Source organism: Salmonella sp. SG203 (genome assembly GCF_013350575.1).
Lineage (GTDB): Bacteria > Pseudomonadota > Gammaproteobacteria > Enterobacterales > Enterobacteriaceae > Salmonella > Salmonella enterica.
Genome location: NZ_SNMT01000002.1, coordinates 28,858 through 46,215 on the forward strand (window position 1 = coordinate 28,858; position 17,358 = coordinate 46,215).

A 17,358-nucleotide genomic window follows, 5' to 3' on the forward strand; every position below is an offset into this window, starting at 1 on the left:
AGCCATCCGTTGCGTTTACATGGGACAGAGTAAGAAATTGAATAATCAACCGCGTTCGCTTTCACCGCTGGTGCTTTTATCGGGAATTAGCAAAAGTTTCGATGGCAAAGAGGTCATTTCACAGCTGGATTTGACCATTAACAATGGCGAATTCCTCACGCTGCTTGGCCCTTCCGGCTGCGGTAAAACAACCGTTCTTCGCCTGATTGCCGGCCTGGAAACCGTTGATGCCGGGCATATCATGTTGGATAGCCAGGATATCACCCACGTTCCCGCCGAAAATCGTTATGTAAATACCGTATTTCAAAGCTACGCTTTATTTCCGCATATGACGGTGTTTGAAAATGTCGCGTTTGGCTTACGAATGCAAAAAACGCCAGCCGCCGAGATTGCGCCCCGCGTGACCGATGCGCTGCGTATGGTGCAGCTTGAAGAGTTTGCACAACGTAAACCGCACCAGCTTTCCGGCGGACAGCAGCAGCGTGTGGCTATCGCTCGCGCGGTGGTGAATAAACCTCGCCTGTTATTACTGGATGAATCGCTCTCCGCGCTGGACTATAAATTGCGCAAACAAATGCAGAACGAGCTTAAAGCATTACAGCGTAAACTCGGTATCACGTTTGTTTTTGTCACTCACGATCAGGAAGAAGCGCTCACCATGTCCGATCGTATCGTGGTAATGCGTAATGGCGTGATTGAGCAAGACGGCACGCCGCGTGAAATCTATGAAGAGCCAAAAAACCTGTTTGTCGCCGGTTTTATCGGCGAAATTAACCGCTTTGACGCAACCGTCATTGAACGGCTTGATGAACAGCGCGTCCGCGCCAGCGTAGAAGGTCGGGAGTGCAATATATACGTCAATTTCGCTGTCGAACCGGGCCAAAAACTGAACGTCCTGCTGCGACCGGAAGATCTACGCGTCGAAGAGATCAACGATGATAACCACATCGAAGGGCTTATCGGCTACGTGCGCGAGCGCAATTATAAAGGTATGACGCTGGAGTCGGTGGTTGAACTGGAAAATGGCAAAATGGTGATGGTCAGCGAATTCTTCAACGAAGACGATCCTGACTTCGACCATTCACTTGACCAAAAAATGGCCATTAGTTGGGTAGAAAGCTGGGAGGTCGTACTGGCTGATGAAGAACACAAGTAAATTCCAGAATGTAGTGATTGTCACTATCGTCGGTTGGCTTGTGTTGTTTGTTTTTCTGCCCAACCTGATGATCATTGGCACCAGCTTTCTGACCCGTGACGACGCCAGTTTCGTCAAGATGGTCTTTACGCTGGATAACTACGCGCGCCTGCTCGATCCGCTCTATTTTGAAGTGCTCCTGCACTCTCTGAATATGGCGCTGATCGCCACCCTCTCCTGCCTGGTGCTGGGCTATCCTTTTGCCTGGTTTCTGGCGAAGTTACCAGAAAAGATACGTCCGTTATTGCTGTTTTTGCTGATTGTTCCTTTCTGGACCAACTCACTGATCCGCATCTATGGGCTGAAAATATTCCTGAGCACTAAAGGTTATCTCAATGAATTCCTGCTGTGGCTGGGCGTGATTGATACACCGATTCGCATCATGTTCACCCCGAGCGCCGTTATTATCGGCCTGGTTTACATTTTGCTGCCATTTATGGTCATGCCGCTCTACTCCAGCATTGAGAAGCTCGACAAACCACTACTGGAGGCCGCACGCGATCTCGGCGCCAGTAAAATGCAAACGTTCATCCGCATCATTATTCCATTAACCATGCCGGGCATTGTCGCCGGTTGCCTGCTCGTGATGCTACCGGCAATGGGCCTGTTCTACGTCTCCGATTTAATGGGTGGCGCGAAAAACCTGCTGATTGGTAACGTCATTAAGGTACAGTTCCTGAATATTCGCGATTGGCCGTTTGGCGCGGCTACCAGCATTACGCTGACCATTGTGATGGGACTCATGCTGTTGATTTACTGGCGGGCTTCCCGCTTATTGAATAAGAAGGTGAGTGATATAAGCGATTAATTGCGCAACGCTAACAAATCCACACGCATCCAGGCATGAAGTTTATTCAAGGGTAAACTTCATGCCTTCGGCATAAAAAACGCATGAAAGAAGTTGCCGCCAGTATTGCAAATCTACAACATCATCCGCGGTAGTCCTTCTTTTATTTTTACCTGTAGCGACGCTATCACAGACAGTAATGCGTTTATACGCGAAGCTCTCAGGTTTTATACTGATTGCCAGTCTCTTTTAAAAATTATATTACATCCGATGCGCCCGCAGTTGAGATAAAAAGGGTCGATTTAATCAATTATGTAGTCATTTTTACTCCAGTATAAGTGAGATTAATATGCCGATTACTATAGGGAATGGTTTTTTAAAAAGTGAAATCCTTACCAACTCCCCAAGGAATACTAAAGAAGCATGGTGGAAAGTTTTATGGGAAAAAATTAAAGACTTCTTTTTTTCTACTGGCAAAGCAAAAGCGGACCGTTGTCTACATGAGATGTTGTTTGCCGAACGCGCCCCCACACGAGAGCGGCTTACAGAGATTTTTTTTGAGTTGAAAGAGTTAGCCTGCGCATCGCAAAGAGATAGATTTCAGGTTCATAATCCTCATGAAAATGATGCCACCATTATCCTTCGCATCATGGATCAAAACGAAGAGAACGAATTGTTACGTATCACTCAAAATACCGATACCTTTAGCTGTGAAGTCATGGGGAATCTTTATTTTTTAATGAAAGATCGCCCGGATATTTTAAAATCGCATCCACAAATGACGGCCATGATTAAGAGAAGATATAGCGAAATCGTAGACTACCCCCTCCCTTCGACATTATGTCTCAATCCTGCTGGCGCGCCGATATTATCGGTTCCATTAGACAACATAGAGGGGTATTTATATACTGAATTGAGAAAAGGACATTTAGATGGGTGGAAAGCGCAAGAAAAGGCAACCTTCCTGGCAGCGAAAATTCAGTCTGGGATTGAAAAGACAACGCGCATTTTACACCATGCGAATATATCCGAAAGTACTCAGCAAAACGCATTTTTAGAAACAATGGCGATGTGTGGATTAAAACAGCTTGAAATACCACCACCGCATACCCACATACCTATTGAAAAAATGGTAAAAGAGGTTTTACTGGCGGATAAGACGTTTCAGGCGTTCCTCGTAACGGATCCCAGCACCAGCCAAAGTATGTTAGCTGAGATAGTCGAAACCCTCTCTGATCAGGTTTTTCACGCCATTTTTAGAATAGACCCCCAGGCTATACAAAAAATGGCGGAAGAACAGTTAACCACGCTACACGTTCGCTCAGAACAACAAAGCGGCTGTTTATGTTGTTTTTTATAAAATCAGACGACGCTTTCTCAGACGTCACGTTCAGGGTTTACTCACGTACTTCCTGTTTGCCTACAGAGTAACCTCTTGCCAGGCGCAATAATGCCGCATATGACCGGATCGGATGAGAATAGTCATTTAAATGGCCTTTTTTTCCCGCTCGTCTGGCAATTTGTTGTAAAATTCGCGGCTTCAAGCGGCAGCTTGCTTCTTCCTGGCTGCTGATAACCGCGAGACGTTTTGGAGAGATTTTGGAGAAGAGAAAAAATTGATCATTTTCAATACTCTAAAAGCACCCCATCCTCTGAATAAGAAGGTGGAACTTGAATGATCGGTCGGCTGCTCCGTGGCGGTTTCATGACTGCCATCTATGCGTATCTGTATATTCCCATCATTATTCTGATCGTGAACTCCTTCAACAGTTCGCGGTTCGGCATTAACTGGCAGGGCTTTACCACTAAATGGTACGAACTACTGGTCAATAACGACAGTCTGTTGCAGGCCGCTCAACATTCACTGACGATGGCGATTTTCTCAGCGACCTTCGCCACGTTGATTGGCTCGTTAACCGCGGTGGCGCTTTATCGCTACCGCTTTCGCGGGAAGCCATTCGTCAGCGGGATGCTGTTTGTGGTGATGATGTCGCCGGATATCGTGATGGCGATCTCCCTGCTGGTGCTGTTTATGTTACTCGGCATTCAACTGGGCTTTTGGTCGTTGCTGTTCTCGCACATCACCTTTAGCCTGCCGTTTGTGGTCGTCACGGTCTATTCGCGCCTGAAAGGCTTTGATGTCAGAATGCTGGAAGCCGCAAAAGACCTGGGGGCCAGTGAGGTAACGATTTTACGCAAAATCATTCTGCCGCTGGCGATGCCGGCGGTAGCGGCGGGCTGGTTGCTAAGTTTTACGTTATCGATGGACGATGTCGTGGTCTCGTCGTTTGTCACCGGGCCGGGCTATGAAATTTTACCCTTAAAGATTTATTCCATGGTAAAAGTCGGCGTTTCACCAGAAGTGAACGCGCTGGCGACCGTTTTATTGGTGCTGTCTCTGGTAATGGTCATTGCCAGCCAGCTTATTGCTCGTGATAAAACCAAGGGCCGATAAGGCCCGTAATTCAGGGGACGTTAAATGAAAAAATGGTCACGCCACCTGCTCGCGGCGGGCGCCCTGGCGCTGGGTATGAGTGCCGCTCATGCCTCCGACAACGACACGCTCTATTTCTATAACTGGACTGAGTATGTACCGCCGGGCCTGCTGGAACAGTTCACTAAAGAGACAGGCATTAAGGTGATTTATTCGACCTACGAGTCGAACGAAACCATGTATGCCAAACTCAAAACCTATAAAGATGGCGCGTATGACCTGGTTGTTCCTTCTACATACTATGTCGACAAAATGCGCAAAGAAGGCATGATCCAGAAGATCGATAAGTCGAAATTAACCAATTTCCACAACCTCGATCCGGAAATGCTCAACAAACCGTTTGACCCCAACAACGATTATTCTGTTCCGTATATCTGGGGCGCAACGGCGATTGGCGTGAACAGCGATGCTATCGATCCAAAAACCATTACCAGCTGGGCTGACTTGTGGAAACCGGAATATAAAAACAGCCTGCTTTTAACCGACGATGCGCGAGAAGTCTTCCAGATGGCGCTGCGCAAGCTAGGTTATTCCGGTAACACTACCGATCCGAAAGAGATCGAAGCGGCATATGAAGAGTTGAAAAAACTGATGCCGAACGTAGCGGCCTTCAACTCCGATAATCCGGCGAATCCGTATATGGAAGGGGAAGTCAACCTGGGTATGGTGTGGAACGGTTCGGCCTTCGTTGCTCGTCAGGCTGGCACGCCGCTGGAGGTCGTCTGGCCGAAGGAAGGCGGTATTTTCTGGATGGACAGCCTGGCTATTCCGGCGAACGCGAAAAATAAAGAGGGCGCGCTGAAGCTAATCAACTTCCTGCTGCGTCCTGACGTCGCGAAAGAGGTGGCAGAAACCATCGGCTACCCTACCCCCAACCTGGCGGCGCGTAAGCTGTTAAGCCCGGAGGTCGCCAATGATAAGTCGCTCTATCCGGATGCGCAAACCATCAGCAAAGGCGAGTGGCAAAACGATGTCGGCGACGCCAGCGCCATTTATGAAGAGTATTATCAGAAGCTAAAAGCAGGACGCTAATTCAGCCAAAGCACCTGTCAGGCCTACAGATGAACGTAACGTGAAATGTAGGCCGGATAAGGCGTTACCGGGCAAACAGCACTACAGCCCTTTCAGGAATTTATCAACAAATTCCGGCACAACCTGGCTTGCCGGGCCGTAGTGCTTCTCTTCAAACTCGCTGCCGACCTGGCTTGGCTCAAGATTCAGTTCCACCGTATGTGCGCCGTGCAGTTTTGCTTCATGCACAAACCCCGCAGCCGGATAGACATGACCGGATGTGCCAATGGCGATAAAAATATCCGCCATCGACAGCGCCATATAAATTTCATCCATGCCAAGCGGCATCTCGCCAAACCACACCACGTGCGGACGTAGCGGCGCCGGGAACTGGCAGCAGTGACATTTATCTTCCGGCATCACATCGCCGTTCCATTCCAGAATCTGGCCGCTTTGCGAACAGCGCACCTTCAACAGCTCGCCATGCATATGAATGATGTTGCGATTGCCCGCGCGTTCATGCAAATTGTCGATGTTTTGCGTCACCAGCAAAAAGCGATCGCCAAGCGCTTCTTCAAGCTTCGCTAACGCCAGATGCGCCGCATTGGGTTGTATTTCCGGCTGTTGAAGCTGCTGACGGCGGGCATTATAAAATGTCTGCACCAGCCCCGGATTACGGGCGAATCCTTCCGGCGTTGCCACGTCTTCAACCCGATGCTCTTCCCAAAGGCCATCCGCCGCGCGAAACGTACGAATACCAGACTCTGCAGAAATTCCTGCACCTGTAAGGACTAATACTCTTGGGTTTTCCATCATTTCCGGCACCACTCTGTCTCTGAAAAAGATCCGCTGGCGCAGACGTTCACGCAACAGACGTTTATTTTTACGAAAGCGGCTTAATCGATGAAACCGACGCGACTGCATAACAACCTCTTTTTTTGATTAGTCGGTAAGATGTAAAAAAGCAGCACCGCGCATCCCACCTGCATCCCCATGCCGCGCACGCTCAATGCGCGGCGCGCGGGCAACAGGGAGGAGATGGCGCGGCAGTCTTTCCGCCAGTTGCGTTGTTATTGCCGTAAAGTTCGATAGTCCGCCGCCGATCACCAATAAATCGGGATCGACAATCGTCAGTATATTCCCCAGACAAACCGCCAGTAAATTCAGATAGCGCTCAACATGCGCGTGCGCCTGCTCATCGCCCTGCTCCCACAACGCGATAATCTCCGGCGCCTGCAGCGATTGATCATAATAATGCTGATATAGCCACGCAAACCCGCGCCCGGACAGATAATTCTCAATGCAGCCCATCTGACCGCATCCACAACGGCGGAGAGGAAAATCAAACCCCATCAACGTTAGCGCGTCAACCGGCAAACGCATATGACCAAACTCGCCGGTGATATAGCTCTGACCAGTAATCGGCTTCCCGTTTAGCACCAGGCCGCCGCCGACGCCGGTGCCGAGGATAAGCCCCATAACCAAAGGATATTGCGTGAATTCATCATCCCAGGCTTCGGACAAGGCAAAACAGTTAGCGTCATTGTCCAGACGCACATCGCGATCCAGTCGGGCGCTGAGATCGGCGCGCAACGGCTTACCGCTGGCTGCCGGGACATTCGCGGCGTACAGCGTGCCGTCTTCGGTTTCCGGCATACCGGGTATGCCAATCCCTACCGACCCTTTTACGCCAAATCGCTGGTCGGCTTCCGCGACCAGTTCGCACACGGCGTCTAAAAAGGCGCTATAGCTGGTATGGGGCGTGGGAACCCGTTTTTCCCACTGCAGCCGCCGCGTTGAGTCAAATACGCCTAACGCAATCTTTGTTCCGCCAATGTCAAACCCGTAATACATCACCGCTCCTTGTTTTTATATTCCGCGATTACTGGCCGCTCAATACTCGCGCAGGGTCAATGTTGCTCGCCCGCCGCGCCGGATACCAGCTCGCCAGTAAGCTTAACAACAACGCCGTGACCAGTACGTAAACAACGTCCAGCCAATGTAATTCGGATGGCAGGAAGTCGATAAAATAGATATCGCCGGACAAAAACTGATGCCCGATCGCCTTTTCAATCCCATTAATAATGGCGGTAAGCTGAAGCGAAACGACAACGCCGATCGCCACGCCAATCAAGCTGCCCAGCAAGCCCGCCAGTAGCCCGTACCAGACGAAAATGGCACGAATCAAACCATCTTTCGCCCCCAGCGTTCTTAATACCGCAATGTCGCCGCTTTTGTCTTTTACCGCCATCACTAAGGTGGAAACGATATTAAAACAGGCCACGCCGATCACCAGAATCATCGCCAGATACATAATGGCGCGAATCATCTGGATATCGCGATACATATAGCCGTAGGTGCCGATCCAGCTCTTAATGTAGACATAGCTGTTAGTCACTTCACCCGCGTCACGCACCAGTTTGTTCGCATTAAACACGTCGTGGACTTTAAGCGCGATACCGGAAACGCTGGACCCCATATCCAGATACTGCTGCGCATCCTCAAGCGGGATCATGGCGAAGCTGTGATCGAGCTGGCCGCTCAGTTGCAGAATCCCAATGACATGCAAACGCACGCGTTTGGGCTGGAGCAACTTATGGTCGGCATTCGCATTGGGGATCATGATGGACACCCAGTCGCCCTGTTTCACGTTCAGCGCATCGGCGACGCCTTTACCGATAATGATCTGCTGCTCGCCCGCTTTGAAATGATCCCAGGCGTGATTTTGCACAAATGACGGTAACGCGCTAAGCTGCTGCTCTTGCTTAGGGTCGACGCCTTTAACCTGAATGGCGCGCAAATTGGCCCCGCTCTCTACCAGGCCGGTAAAATTGATATACGGCGCGGCGGCGGCAATGCCTGGCACCTTCTGCACTTTTGCCAGCGCTTCACGCCAGTTGGTCCACGGCTGATTGACCGCTTCAATCTCCCCGTGTGGAACCACCGCCAGAATACGGTTATTCAACTCGCGTTCGAAACCGTTCATCGCGCTTAAACCGACAATCAATACCGCCACGCCCAGCGCGATACCGATGGTAGAAATGACGGAAATGAGCGAAACCATACCGCCGCGCCGCCGTCCACGGCTGAAACGTAAGCCAATTAACAATGATAAAGGCGACGCCATTACTCCGCCCCCATCAGGCTCAGTTCCGCCGTCAGGCGGCCATCGCGCATCTCAAGTTGGCGGCTCATACGTTTCGCCAGTTGCAAATCGTGAGTCACCACCAGAAACGCGGTTCCCTGCAGACGATTTAACTCGCCCAGAAGCTCAAAAATACTGTCGGCATTACGCGCATCCAGATTACCGGTCGGCTCATCCGCCAGTACCAGACGCGGGTTATTCACCAACGCGCGCGCAATCGCGACACGCTGGCGCTCACCGCCGGAAAGTTCCGAAGGTCGATGGGTTGCGCGATGCTCCAGCCCTACAGCATGCAGCATTTCTCGCGCCCGAGCGTCAATCTCCGCCGGTTTCTTTTTGCCAATCAATAATGGCATCGCCACGTTTTCCAGCGCCGTAAAATCCGGCAGGAGATGATGAAACTGATAGATAAACCCCAGTTTCTGGTTACGTAATTCCGCTTTTGCCGCAGAAGAGAGTTTGCTCATCGGCTGGCCGCTAAAAATCACATCGCCAGAGGTAGGCGTATCCAGCCCGCCTAACAGATGCAGCAACGTACTTTTACCCGAACCGGAACTGCCGACGATCGCCATCATTTCGCCTTCGCCGATACTGAAGCTGACATCGTGCAACACGTCGGTTTGTACGGTGCCTTCCTGATAGCGTTTGCACAGGTTGTCGCATTGCAACAGGATCTTATTCATAACGTAAAGCCTCAGCGGGTTGAGTGGCGGCAGCGCGCCAGGAAGGATAAAGCGTAGAAAGCAGCGCGATGGCCATTGCCACCAGAGCGATAACGATCACCTGTAACGGCTCTATCGCCACGGGCAACGCAGCGCCATCCAGAAACGCGCCGATGATCGGCATCAGGTTATTCAGTTGGCTGGCAAGCAATGCGCCCAGCGCGGCGCCCAACAGCGCGCCGATAATCCCGGCGCTGGCGCCCTGCACCATAAAGACCATCATAATTTGTCGCGGCGTCAGCCCTTGAGTTTGTAAAATCGCCACTTCACCCTGCTTCTCCATGACCATCAGGCCCAACGAAGTAATTATGTTAAAAGCCGCGACCGCCACGATGAGGCTCAGCAACAATCCCATCATGTTCTTTTCCATGCGCACAGCCTGGAACAACTCGCCTTTGCGTTCGCGCCAGTCCTGCCACTTCGTGCCTTGCGGCAGCGTCTGTTGGCTGAGGGTATCGACTTGCAGCGGTTCATCCAGCCACAGACGCCAGCCGGTAATATTGCCTGCCGGATAGCGCATTAAACGCGACGCGTCCTGAATATTGACCAGCATTTCATAGCCATCGACCTCGCTATTGGCGGCAAATGTGCCAATCACCGTAAACAGACGCTGACTGGGCAGGCGTCCCATTGGCGTAAACTGGCTGGCAGATGGCACCATTAGCCGAATCTGATCGCCGCGGTTGACCCCTAACTGTCCGGCGAGCTGCTCGCCGAGGATGACATTATACTTACCCGGCTGTAATTCGCTTTGCTTCACATTGACCAGATACGGCGTTAACGGATCTTTTTGCGCCGGATCGATACCCAACATCACGCCAACCGCAACGCTACGCGCGCTTTGCAGTACGACATCGCCCGTCGTCAGCGGCGCAATACGGTTAACGCCTTGCAGATTCACCGCTTTTTCCGGCATCTGATTCGGGTTAAGAGAACCATGTTCAGCAGAGAGGATGGCCTGAGGCATCAAACCAAGAATGTTATTTTGCAGTTCGCGCTCAAAACCGTTCATCACCGACAATACCGTGACCAGCGCCATCACCCCCAGGGTAATGCCGATAGTGGAAAGCCAGGAAACGAAGCGACCGAAGCGATCTGCTGCACGCCCGCGCATGTAACGCAGGCCAATGAATAGAGCGACAGGTTGATACATGTAATCCGTCTGGTTGCTGTTAGCAAAGTCCCGAGTATATAAGCGAAAGCGGAATGCGTAAATGTCTGAACCGTAAGAGTTCGTCAGCGTTATTCTGAAAAAGGCCGACAAATCAAGTCACTTACATGTTCATACTTTACCTGTTCGGCGCGTTATCCGGCGGATTCAATTTGCTAATAAACAACGATCGCGGATAATAAAGAACATTGCTTATCAGTCATATGCCCCTGAATACCTGAGTCCTTCATGCTGTCCCGGCGCGCAGCCAACCATGAAGCAGCCTGAAGGGTGACGCGTAGAGTGCGGCGTAAAACAAAAAGAGATACTGACAACCGTTATGCCTGAAAAACAACGTTACACGCTGCCGACAAAAGCGGGCGATCAGCGCCAGTTGGGCGAACTTACCGGTGCCGCCTGCGCTACGCTGGTGGCGGAGATAGCCGAACGCCATGCCGGTCCGGTGGTACTCATAGCGCCTGACATGCAAAATGCTCTGCGATTGCATGATGAAATCCGCCAGTTTACCGATCAGATGGTGATGAACCTGGCGGACTGGGAAACGCTACCGTATGACAGCTTCTCCCCGCATCAGGAAATTATCTCTTCGCGCCTGTCCACGCTCTACCAGTTGCCGTCGATGCAGCGCGGCGTCTTGATTGTACCGGTAAACACCCTGATGCAGCGCGTTTGTCCGCATAGCTATCTGCATGGTCATGCGCTGGTGATGAAAAAAGGCCAGCGGCTGTCCCGCGACGCTCTGCGCGCGCAGCTTGACAGCGCCGGTTATCGGCATGTCGATCAGGTGATGGAGCATGGCGAATACGCGACGCGCGGCGCGCTGTTGGATCTCTTTCCGATGGGCAGCGAACAGCCTTATCGCCTCGACTTTTTTGATGATGAAATCGACAGCCTGCGTCTGTTTGACGCGGATACCCAGCGTACGCTGGAGGAGGTCGAGGCCATCAATTTGTTGCCCGCGCACGAATTTCCTACCGACAAAGCCGCTATTGAGCTTTTCCGTAGCCAGTGGCGCGATACCTTTGAGGTAAAACGCGACGCCGAGCACATCTATCAGCAGGTCAGCAAAGGCACTCTGCCCGCCGGGATCGAATACTGGCAGCCGCTCTTTTTCAGCGAACCGTTACCGCCATTATTTAGCTATTTCCCCGCCAATACTCTGGTGGTGAATACCGGCTCGCTGGAAACCAGCGCCGAACGCTTTCAGGCCGATACGCTGGCGCGTTTTGAAAATCGTGGCGTCGATCCTATGCGCCCGCTTTTGCCGCCGGAAGCCCTCTGGCTACGGGTAGATGAGCTCTTTTCCGAGCTTAAACGCTGGCCTCGCCTCCAGCTTAAAACCGACCATCTGCCGGAAAAAGCCGCCAATACCAATCTCGGTTTCCAGAAATTACCGGATTTGGCTATCCAGGCGCAGCAGAAAGCGCCGCTGGACGCGCTGCGTAAGTTCCTCGAATCTTTCAGCGGCCCGGTGATTTTTTCTGTGGAAAGCGAAGGACGCCGCGAAGCTCTGGGAGAGCTCCTGGCTCGCATAAAAATCGCGCCGAAGCGGATATTACGCCTGGACGAGGCGCAGGATGCGGGACGCTATCTGATGATTGGCGCCGCAGAACATGGCTTTATCGACACCCAACGCAATCTGGCGCTGATTTGTGAAAGCGATCTCCTGGGTGAACGGGTCGCGCGTCGCCGCCTGGATTCCCGTCGTACGATCAACCCGGATACGTTGATTCGTAACCTGGCGGAGCTCCACGTCGGTCAACCGGTAGTGCATCTGGAGCACGGCGTCGGACGCTATGCCGGCATGACCACTCTGGAGGCTGGCGGCATCAAGGGTGAGTATCTGATGCTCACCTACGCCAATGACGCCAAACTGTATGTGCCGGTCTCCTCATTGCATCTGATTAGCCGCTATGCCGGCGGCGCGGAAGAAAGTGCGCCGCTGCATAAACTGGGCGGCGACGCCTGGTCGCGCGCCCGGCAGAAAGCGGCGGAAAAAGTGCGCGATGTCGCAGCGGAACTGTTGGATATTTATGCGCAACGGGCGGCAAAAGAGGGGTTTGCCTTTAAGCATGATCGTGAGCAGTATCAGTTATTCTGCGACAGCTTCCCGTTTGAAACGACGCCCGATCAGGCACAGGCGATTAACGCCGTATTGAGCGATATGTGCCAACCACTGGCGATGGACAGGCTGGTGTGCGGCGACGTCGGCTTCGGCAAAACCGAAGTGGCGATGCGCGCCGCGTTCCTGGCAGTGGAAAACCATAAACAGGTAGCGGTACTGGTGCCGACCACGCTGCTGGCGCAGCAACACTATGACAACTTCCGCGACCGTTTCGCCAACTGGCCGGTACGCATTGAGATGCTGTCCCGCTTTCGCAGCGCCAAAGAGCAGACGCAAATCCTGGCGGAAGCCGCCGAGGGTAAGATCGATATTCTGATCGGTACGCATAAACTGCTACAAAGCGATGTGAAGCTGCGCGACCTCGGCCTGCTGATTGTCGATGAAGAGCACCGTTTCGGCGTGCGCCACAAAGAGCGAATTAAGGCGATGCGCGCCGATGTCGATATTCTGACGCTCACGGCGACGCCGATCCCGCGGACGCTGAATATGGCGATGAGCGGTATGCGCGATCTCTCTATTATCGCCACCCCCCCTGCCCGTCGTCTGGCGGTAAAAACCTTTGTCCGCGAGTATGATAGCCTGGTAGTAAGGGAAGCGATTCTGCGTGAAATCCTGCGCGGCGGCCAGGTTTACTATTTGTACAATGACGTCGAAAATATTCAGAAAGCCGCAGAGCGGCTGGCGGAACTGGTGCCGGAAGCGCGAATCGCTATAGGCCACGGGCAGATGCGCGAACGTGAGCTGGAACGGGTCATGAACGATTTCCACCATCAACGTTTTAACGTGCTGGTGTGTACTACCATTATCGAAACGGGGATCGACATTCCCACCGCTAACACGATCATCATTGAACGCGCGGATCATTTCGGCCTCGCGCAGTTGCACCAGCTGCGTGGCCGCGTAGGGCGCTCGCACCACCAGGCCTACGCCTGGCTGTTGACGCCACATCCTAAGGCCATGACCACCGATGCGCAAAAACGGCTGGAGGCGATTGCGTCGCTAGAGGATTTAGGCGCCGGGTTTGCGCTGGCGACCCACGATCTGGAGATCCGCGGCGCGGGCGAGCTGCTTGGCGAAGAGCAAAGCGGCTCAATGGAAACCATTGGCTTCTCACTCTACATGGAACTGTTGGAAAACGCCGTTGATGCGCTGAAAGCAGGCCGCGAACCCTCGCTGGAAGATCTCACCAGTCAGCAAACGGAAGTCGAGCTGCGAATGCCGTCGTTACTGCCGGATGATTTTATTCCGGATGTTAATACCCGGCTGTCATTCTATAAACGCATTGCCAGCGCGAAGAACGAAAACGAGCTGGAAGAGATCAAAGTGGAATTGATCGACCGCTTCGGCCTGCTGCCCGATCCGGCGCGTAATCTGCTGGATATCGCCCGCCTGCGCCAACAGGCGCAAAAGCTCGGCATCCGAAAACTGGAGGGTAACGAGAAAGGTGGAACGATTGAGTTCGCCGAGAAAAACCACGTTGACCCCGCCTGGCTTATCGGGTTACTGCAAAAACAGCCGCAGCATTTCCGTCTGGATGGTCCGACGCGCCTCAAGTTTATTCAGGATTTAAGCGAACGTAAAACGCGTATAGACTGGGTACGCCAGTTCATGCAGCAACTGGAAGAAAACGCTATTGCATAAGCGTCAGGCCGGGCGTCATTACTCTGCGCCCGGCCTAATCTTTACAAATTCTTTGCAATTCCCTGCAGTTCCAGACACAGCCAACCGCCATAATTCTTATTTCCTCTTTTATAAAAATAACCACATAATAATCATGGGTTTATTATAATGTTCAACAATACGCGACTCTCTCGCTGGTGGGCGTTGCTTGCGCTTACCGCGACCATCATGCTTGCCCTTCCCGCGCAGGCGAATACGTGGCCTCTTCCGCCCCCCGGCAGTCGACTGGTGGGAGAAAATAAATTCCATGTCGTTGAAGACGACGGCGGCTCGCTGGAGGCGATCGCCAAAAAATATAACGTGGGCTTTTTAGCCCTGTTACAGGCCAACCCCGGCATTGATCCTTACGTGCCACGCGCAGGCAGCGTGCTGACGATTCCGCTGCAAACGCTGCTACCGGACGCGCCACGTGAAGGTATCGTCATTAACCTCGCTGAATTACGGCTTTACTATTATCAACCGGGGAAAAATACGGTCACGGTCTACCCTATCGGCATTGGCCAACTGGGCGGCGATACCCTGACGCCAACGATGGTGACGACCATTTCGGATAAACGCGCCAATCCAACCTGGACGCCGACCACCAATATTCGCGCCCGTTATAAAGCGCAAGGCATCGATCTCCCCGCCGTGGTGCCTGCCGGTCCCGATAACCCAATGGGGCATCACGCGATTCGTTTAGCGGCCTACGGCGGCGTCTATCTGTTACATGGCACGAATGCCGATTTTGGCATTGGTATGCGCGTCAGTTCCGGCTGTATCCGTCTGCGCGACGGTGATATAGAGACATTGTTCCGTCAAGTCACGCCGGGAACCAAAGTGAATATTATCAATACGCCGATTAAAGCCTCGGTGGAGCCAGGCGGCGTGCGACTGGTGGAAGTTCATCAGCCGCTGTCTAAAAATATAGGCGACGATCCGCAGGTGCTGCCGATTGTGCTGAATGGCCCGATGCAGGCCTTTAAGGACGCGCCGCAGACCGATGCCGCGGTGATGGAACATGTTATGGAAGTGCGTTCCGGAATGCCGGTGGATGTAACCCGTCAAGCAGAGGCGAAACCGCAGTCGCTGTAAGCGTGAATAGCTGACCGACAAAAAAGCCTCGCGATGCATCGCGAGGCTTTCTCTTTTTATTGTGGCAATCGCAGCGGCATTAATGAGGGTTAATGCTTACTTATAGATTACCGCCGTACCGTGGAGGGTATTCGGGCCGGTAACAGAGGTAATACGGAAAGACTTCGCCCCCATTTCCTCCGCTTTTTGCGCCAGCTGATCTTCCAGCGAGCCCAGATTCGTGCCGCCATTCGCGGAAATGGTGCCGAACTTCTGTTGACCTTCTGGCGTTGCCTGAACTTCAACAGCGGCGAAGCTGGCGAATGAGAGCGAACTCAGTACGGCAGCAGCGATGAGGTTTTTTACGTTTTTCATAGTGATGACCTTTAGCAGATGAATGGGTGTCGTAAGCATTAACTTAACGATCGATAAATTAATCATAGATGTGATCTACATCACACGTCAACCTCTTTTTATAATGATCGTTATATAATTTATAAAGATGTTATTTTTCATGTGAATAGAATTGATTTATTTTTCAAATGAATACTCTGGAGCCAGAAGTGGTTTGTTTTTATAATAGAGAGACCGCTCTTTAAACAGGTACAACGGCATCATGACAACGGATACCACGAGTCGCGCGAAGAAAAGCCGTGGCCGACCAAAAGTGTTCGACAGGGAAGCCGCGCTTGATAAGGCCATGACTCTCTTCTGGCAGCACGGCTATGAAGCAACTTCGCTTGCCGATCTCGTAGAGGCTACCGGGGCGAAAGCGCCTACTCTCTATGCGGAATTCACTAACAAAGAAGGATTATTTCGCGCTGTCCTGGATCGCTACATCACTCGCTTTGCCTCAAAGCACGAAGCCCAGCTCTTTTGTGAAGAGAAAAGCGTGGAATCGGCGCTGGAAGATTACTTCACAGAAATTGCCGCCTGCTTTACCAGTACAGACACGCCGGCTGGCTGCTTTATGATTAATACGTCCGCCACCCTCGCCGCCTCCTCGCGCGATATCGCCCGCACGGTAAAATCACGCCACGCCATGCAGGAACAGACGCTCATCCAGTTTCTGCGCCAACGTCAGGAGCGCGGTGAAATTCCGGCGCACTGTAACCCGCAGGCGCTCGCGGAATATATAAACTGTATTTTACAGGGAATGTCGATCAGCGCCCGTGAAGGAGCCACCTTCGAACAACTGATGCAAATTACGCGTACGACTCTGCGCATCTGGCCTGAACTACTCAAGTCCTGAACGACGCGGCTTCGGATAAAAAAAGCCCCTCAGCCTGAGCGAATGAGGGGCTAACTTGCAGAGTACAGCTTTTTTATGCTTTGTTATTCAGAACCAGTTGGCCATTGCCGTCGAGGGGAATTTGCGTTCCGGGGTCTTTATCCATGCGGATTTTGCCCTGCTGATCGCCAATTTTGTAGGTCACGTCGTAGCCAAGCATCTTTTCAGATTTGTCATACACCGTCTTACAGCGTTGCTGCGTGGTAGTGTAGGTATCACTTTCTTGCATTGATCCCTGGATTTGATTGCCAGCATAACCGCCGCCCAGCGCCCCGACGACCGTCGCCACATCTTTACCACGACCGCCGCCAAATTGATGTCCAATCACGCCGCCTGCTACTGCGCCAAGCACCGAGCCGGCAATACGGTTTTCGTCCTGAACCGGTCTGCGATGCGTGACCGTGACATTACGGCACTCCTGACGCGGCGTTTTTACCGTCTCTTTAATCGGTTTAGCCGATATCACCTGCGCATATTGCGGACCACGATCAAATACGTTGAGACTGGCCACTGCCGCCACACCCAGCGCAGCCGCTACGCCAATCCCTATACCCGCCAACATTGATTTATTCACGGGAGTTCCTCCTTCGTTGCTATTGGTAACAATTTTGCAACCAGTATGCGAACAAAGCCAATCGGAATGAGGATGAAAAATGCGGGATGAGGCGGTAAAGCTGAAGGATT

15 protein-coding genes are annotated in these 17,358 nt (G+C 52.3%); 8 read left to right on the forward strand and 7 right to left on the reverse strand.

Features of this window, described 5'->3' with window-relative positions:
- Positions 1-19 precede the first annotated feature (19 nt).
- The 5 genes from potA (at position 20) to potD (ending at position 5,508) form a co-directional block, all read left to right on the forward strand.
- Positions 20-1,156, forward strand: a complete 1,137-nt coding sequence (gene potA, locus HV477_RS03285; RefSeq protein ID WP_079899174.1) for a spermidine/putrescine ABC transporter ATP-binding protein PotA — start codon at positions 20-22, stop codon at positions 1,154-1,156.
- Positions 1,140-2,003, forward strand: coding sequence for a spermidine/putrescine ABC transporter permease PotB (potB, locus tag HV477_RS03290; protein WP_000799391.1), 864 nt, complete (start codon positions 1,140-1,142; stop codon positions 2,001-2,003). Before potA ends, potB begins: the two co-directional genes overlap by 17 nt.
- 328 nt (positions 2,004-2,331) lie before the next feature.
- Complete coding sequence (gene sifA / locus HV477_RS03295; RefSeq protein WP_079899173.1) at positions 2,332-3,342, forward strand: SPI-2 type III secretion system effector SifA; 1,011 nt, start codon at positions 2,332-2,334, stop codon at positions 3,340-3,342.
- A gap of 315 nt (positions 3,343-3,657) precedes the next feature.
- Positions 3,658-4,437 (forward strand): spermidine/putrescine ABC transporter permease PotC, encoded by a 780-nt coding sequence (gene potC, locus HV477_RS03300; protein WP_000580299.1) that lies wholly within the window; start codon positions 3,658-3,660, stop codon positions 4,435-4,437.
- A gap of 24 nt (positions 4,438-4,461) precedes the next feature.
- On the forward strand, positions 4,462-5,508 hold the full coding sequence (gene potD / locus HV477_RS03305) for a spermidine/putrescine ABC transporter substrate-binding protein PotD (RefSeq protein ID WP_000759329.1): 1,047 nt from the start codon (positions 4,462-4,464) through the stop codon (positions 5,506-5,508).
- Between the two features lie 81 nt (positions 5,509-5,589).
- Here the strand turns inward: potD and cobB are convergent, their stop codons facing one another.
- The 5 genes from cobB to lolC are packed head-to-tail and all read right to left on the reverse strand — an operon-like array spanning position 5,590 to position 10,507.
- Positions 5,590-6,411, reverse strand: coding sequence for a Sir2 family NAD+-dependent deacetylase (cobB, locus tag HV477_RS03310; protein WP_001191856.1), 822 nt, complete (start codon positions 6,409-6,411; stop codon positions 5,590-5,592).
- A gap of 18 nt (positions 6,412-6,429) precedes the next feature.
- A complete protein-coding gene (nagK, locus tag HV477_RS03315) occupies positions 6,430-7,341 on the reverse strand; it encodes an N-acetylglucosamine kinase (protein WP_000291331.1) in 912 nt (303 codons plus the stop codon).
- A gap of 28 nt (positions 7,342-7,369) precedes the next feature.
- Positions 7,370-8,614, reverse strand: coding sequence for a lipoprotein-releasing ABC transporter permease subunit LolE (lolE, locus tag HV477_RS03320; RefSeq protein WP_000168091.1), 1,245 nt, complete (start codon positions 8,612-8,614; stop codon positions 7,370-7,372).
- Positions 8,614-9,315: a lipoprotein-releasing ABC transporter ATP-binding protein LolD gene (gene lolD, locus HV477_RS03325; RefSeq protein WP_001033714.1), complete on the reverse strand. Its 702-nt coding sequence runs from the start codon at positions 9,313-9,315 to the stop codon at positions 8,614-8,616. The genes lolE and lolD overlap by 1 nt, the downstream gene beginning before the upstream one ends.
- Positions 9,308-10,507, reverse strand: coding sequence for a lipoprotein-releasing ABC transporter permease subunit LolC (gene lolC / locus HV477_RS03330; RefSeq protein ID WP_001518787.1), 1,200 nt, complete (start codon positions 10,505-10,507; stop codon positions 9,308-9,310). Before lolC ends, lolD begins: the two co-directional genes overlap by 8 nt.
- 337 nt (positions 10,508-10,844) lie before the next feature.
- Between lolC and mfd the strand changes: the two genes are divergently transcribed.
- A complete protein-coding gene (gene mfd / locus HV477_RS03335; RefSeq protein WP_001114323.1) occupies positions 10,845-14,291 on the forward strand; it encodes a transcription-repair coupling factor in 3,447 nt (1,148 codons plus the stop codon).
- A 147-nt stretch (positions 14,292-14,438) separates the two neighbouring features.
- Complete coding sequence (locus HV477_RS03340) at positions 14,439-15,404, forward strand: L,D-transpeptidase family protein (RefSeq protein WP_076736959.1); 966 nt, start codon at positions 14,439-14,441, stop codon at positions 15,402-15,404.
- A gap of 96 nt (positions 15,405-15,500) precedes the next feature.
- Here the strand turns inward: HV477_RS03340 and bhsA are convergent, their stop codons facing one another.
- Positions 15,501-15,758 (reverse strand): multiple stress resistance protein BhsA, encoded by a 258-nt coding sequence (gene bhsA, locus HV477_RS03345; RefSeq protein ID WP_000800133.1) that lies wholly within the window; start codon positions 15,756-15,758, stop codon positions 15,501-15,503.
- Positions 15,759-15,999: 241 nt separating this feature from the next.
- On the opposite strand from bhsA, the gene comR reads away from it, so the two are divergent.
- Positions 16,000-16,635: a TetR family copper-responsive transcriptional repressor ComR gene (gene comR / locus HV477_RS03350; protein ID WP_079899172.1), complete on the forward strand. Its 636-nt coding sequence runs from the start codon at positions 16,000-16,002 to the stop codon at positions 16,633-16,635.
- Between the two features lie 73 nt (positions 16,636-16,708).
- Here comR and HV477_RS03355 read toward each other — a convergent pair whose 3' ends face one another.
- Positions 16,709-17,248 carry a glycine zipper 2TM domain-containing protein gene (locus tag HV477_RS03355; protein WP_001043449.1) on the reverse strand — a complete coding sequence of 180 codons (540 nt, stop codon included), beginning with the start codon at positions 17,246-17,248 and terminating at the stop codon, positions 16,709-16,711.
- Positions 17,249-17,358: the final 110 nt, after the last annotated feature.